At 69.3% G+C, this 3,609-nt stretch carries 3 protein-coding genes; all 3 read left to right on the top strand.

Annotation, left to right across the window (positions count from 1 at the left end; genetic code table 11):
• The first annotated feature begins 92 nt into the window (after positions 1-92).
• The gene (locus G4D87_RS35345) at positions 93-755 is read left to right on the top strand and encodes a sensor histidine kinase (protein WP_240358865.1); all 663 of its coding nucleotides are present in this window, start codon (positions 93-95) and stop codon (positions 753-755) included.
• A gap of 79 nt (positions 756-834) precedes the next feature.
• Entirely contained in the window at positions 835-2,286 is a 1,452-nt protein-coding gene (gene nla6, locus G4D87_RS35340) for an enhancer binding protein Nla6 (protein WP_163787111.1), read from the top strand.
• 269 nt (positions 2,287-2,555) lie between these two features.
• Positions 2,556-3,609: ArsA family ATPase (locus tag G4D87_RS35335; RefSeq protein ID WP_163787110.1), on the top strand; the 1,054-nt coding region annotated here is incomplete at its 3' end.

The raw sequence follows: 3,609 nt of genomic DNA, 5'->3' as shown, positions 1-3,609 counted from the left end.
GGAGTGGCTCCCTAACTCTTGGCTCGGTTGGGCGGCGGCGGGGGTGGATCAGGGAAAATACCGAGGAGTTCCAGTTGGTTACATCGACAGCAATGTCAAATAGTGCATCCTCCGAGGAGGACGCGCAGCAGCCCGTGGTGGGCGCGGCCCGGTACCTGGCCGTCCCCACGCTCATGGACAGCCTGCTGCACGACGTCCGCAATCCGTTGAACGCGCTGGCCATCCACCTGGAGGTCCTTTCGGAGAAGCTGAAGGCGGAGACCGGCAGCGTGCCGCCGTCGCAGGAGAAGAACCTCAAGGCCATGCGCGATCAGATCCAGCGCGTGGACGGCATCCTGAAGCTGTTCAGCGACTTAGTCGTGTTCCGGGGCGGCGCGCCGGGCGTGGCGGACCTGACGGAGGTCACCACGCGGGCGCTGGGCGTGCTGGGGCACGAGGGCCGCAAGCGGCGCGTCCAGGTCCAGTCGGCGGTGGAGGCGGGCGTCCAGGTCCACCTGCGGGACACGTCGGAGCTGGGCTTCCTCCTCATCCAGACGCTGCTGCGGGCCTTCCGCCGGGCGGAGAATGGCGGCTCGATCCGCGTCACGGTGCGCGGGGACGAGACGGGCGCGGTGCTGGAGGTCGAGGACTCGGCCGGCGCCTGCCCCGAGCCCCTGCCCGACGCGGTGGCCGCGCTGCAGCTGCGCTGTTCACAACTGGGCGTCGACCTGTACGTCCGGGCGGGGGTCTGCCGCCTGGGTTTCTCCCGCGCCTGAGTGTCACAGCTGGACGGGCCGGCTTCTGATTTCGAGTCACGACAACTTCGCTTCACGACGCAGTACGGGAGGTCTTCACTTGGGCAGCGCACGAATCCTGGCCGTGGATGACGAACGCGACACCTGTGAGGCGCTGGCGGACATGCTCAGCGCCTGGGGACACAAGGTCGAGATCGCCTTCGACGGGCATGACGCCCTCCGCAAGGCAAACGAATTCCGGCCGGACGTGGTCCTGTCGGACCTGGCCATGCCGGAGACGGATGGGCTCTGGTTGCTGCGCAACCTGAAGGAGGAGCTGCCGGACTGCCCGGTGGTCTTCCTGACGGGGCGGGGCACCATCGACGCCGCGGTGGAGTCCATCCGCGAGGGCGCCTACGACTTCATCGTCAAGCCGCTGGACACCGCGCGGCTCAAGGTCTGCATCGACCGGGCGCTGGAGAAGAAGGAGACGATGCGCGAGGTGCAGACGCTGCGGCGGCGGCTGAAGCAGCTCGGCTCGTCGGACCTGATTGCCCAGTCCGCGGGCATGCGCAAGGTCATCGAGCTGGTGGAGAAGGTGGCGCCGTCCAAGGCCAGCGTGTCCATCAGCGGCGAGTCCGGCACGGGCAAGGAGGTGGTGTCCCGCGCGGTGCACAACCTGTCGCTGCGCCGCGACAAGCCCTTCATCGCCATCAACTGCGCGTCCATCCCGGCCACGCTGATTGAGTCCGAGCTGTTCGGCCACGAGCGCGGCGCCTTCACCGGCGCGGATCAGCGGCGGCCCGGCGTGTTCGAGATGGCCCACGGCGGCACGCTCTTCCTGGACGAATTGGGTGAGATTCCCATCGAGCTGCAGGCCAAGCTCCTGCGCGTGCTGGAGGAGGGCCGGCTGCGCCGGCTGGGCGGCAAGGTGGAGATCGAGGTGGACGTGCGCGTGCTGTGCGCCACCAACCGCGACCTCAAGCAGGAAATCAAGAACGGGCGCTTCCGCGAGGACCTCTACTTCCGCCTCAACGTCTTCCAGATCCACCTGCCGCCCCTGCGCGAGCGCCGCGACGACGTCCCCATCCTGGTGCAGCACTTCGTGGACAAGTTCCGCGGCGACTCCGGCAAGCGCGTGAGCGGCGTGCACCCGGAGGCCATGGAGGTCCTGAAGAACTATGAATGGCCGGGCAACATCCGCGAGCTGCGCAACGCGGTGGAGCGCGCCGTCATCCTGTGTGACGGGGAGCTCATCACCCGCGAGCACCTGCCGCCCGACATGGCGGGCAAGAGCCCGGAGCGCCACACCTTCCGGCTGCCCTTCGGGCTGAGCCTGGACGCGGTGGAGCGCGAGTACATCCTGGGCAGCCTCCAGCGGAACGGGAACAACAAGGCCCGCACCGCCGAGGTGCTGGGGGTGAGCGAGAAGACGCTCTACAACAAGCTCAACCGCTACGCGGCCGAGGCCCGCGCGCAGCAGGCGCCCGGCGGCGGTGGCGGCCCCCTGGGCGGGCAGGGCAGCGACGGTGGGATGGGTGCCATGGGCACCAACACGTTCGTCATCCGCTGACCTCACGGGTAGGAAATCCCCTTCGGATTCCGGGCCCTTGGCCTGGCTCGGAGGGGACGCCCGCCCAGGCGGCGACCCCGCCGCGAAACCCCCGTCAATTCTTGACTTTTGACCTCCGGACGGGGGATTCTTGGGGGGTCTCCCACCCACAGGGAGTGCCCGGCCGTACATGTTCCACGCCTCGGGCAACTCCAGCGGCGCCAACCGATTCGGGCGCCCCGGAGTGTGCATCGGGTGCCGCGGGGGGGCACAAGGAAGGCCACAACGCAATGAGCGACGCGCGAGTACTTCACTTCTTCGGCGGCAAAGGCGGGGTAGGCAAGACTACGCTCGCGGCGGCATATGCGTTGAGGCTGTTGGAGGAGGCGCCCAAGGAACGGGTGCTGCTCGTGTCGTTGGATCCGGTCCGCTCCCTGTCGGACCTGGTGAAGAAGAAGCTCCCGGCCAAGGCGACGAAGCTGCTCCCGGGCAAGGGAGAGGGCGGCGTGTTTGGCCTGGAAGTGGAGCCGGCGGCGCTGATGAAGCCCTTCCTGGCGTCCTATCTGCCAGCGCTGGCGAAGGCCGCCGCGAAGGGCACGCACGTGTCGGAGGACGACATGGGCAAGCTGTATCAGCAGGCCGTGCCGGGGCTGGAGGAGCTGGTGGCGCTCTTCCACGTGGTGGACCTGCTGGAGGGCGAGGCGTTCGACCGCATCGTGGTGGACGCCGCGCCGACCAGCCACACCCTGCGGCTGTTCGACTTGCCGACGAGCCTGCGCAAGTTCCTGGGCCTGGTGAAGGCCGGTGGGGACAAGACGGAGGCGCCGGCGAAGAAGGGCAAGAAGGCGGCGGCCGCCGCCGAGGCGCCCGGTGTCCTGGAGCAGGTGGGGCAGAAGGCGGAGAAGCTGCTGGCGCTGCTGAAGGACCCCGCGCGCACGGCCTTCCACCTGGTGGCGCTGGCGGAGCCGGTGCCCGAGGCGCAGACGCGCATGCTCTTCACCCAGCTTCGCGAGCGCGGGCTGCCGGTGACGGAGGTCGTCGTCAACCAGATCGAGGACAAGGACGGCTGTCCCGCGTGCCAGGGGCGCCGCGGCCTGCAGGCCCCCCATGTCCGCAAGTTCCAGGCGCTGGACAAGCTGGTGCCCGTGCACCTGCTGGGCCGGCGTGAAGTGGCGCCCCGCGGGCTGGAGGGCCTGGCGCTGCTCGCCAAGGCGTGGGCCGGGGGCAAGGAGACCAAGGCGCTGGAGTTCTCCGCGGCCGAGGGACCTCCGGCGCTGGTGCGCGCGCCGTCCATGCCGCCCATCGCCGCGCCGCCGCTGCCGCCCACGCGGCTCATCTTCTTCG

It is taken from the genome of Myxococcus vastator (genome assembly GCF_010894475.1).
Classification (GTDB): domain Bacteria; phylum Myxococcota; class Myxococcia; order Myxococcales; family Myxococcaceae; genus Myxococcus; species Myxococcus vastator.
This window is presented reverse-complemented; position numbering and strand designations above follow the sequence as displayed.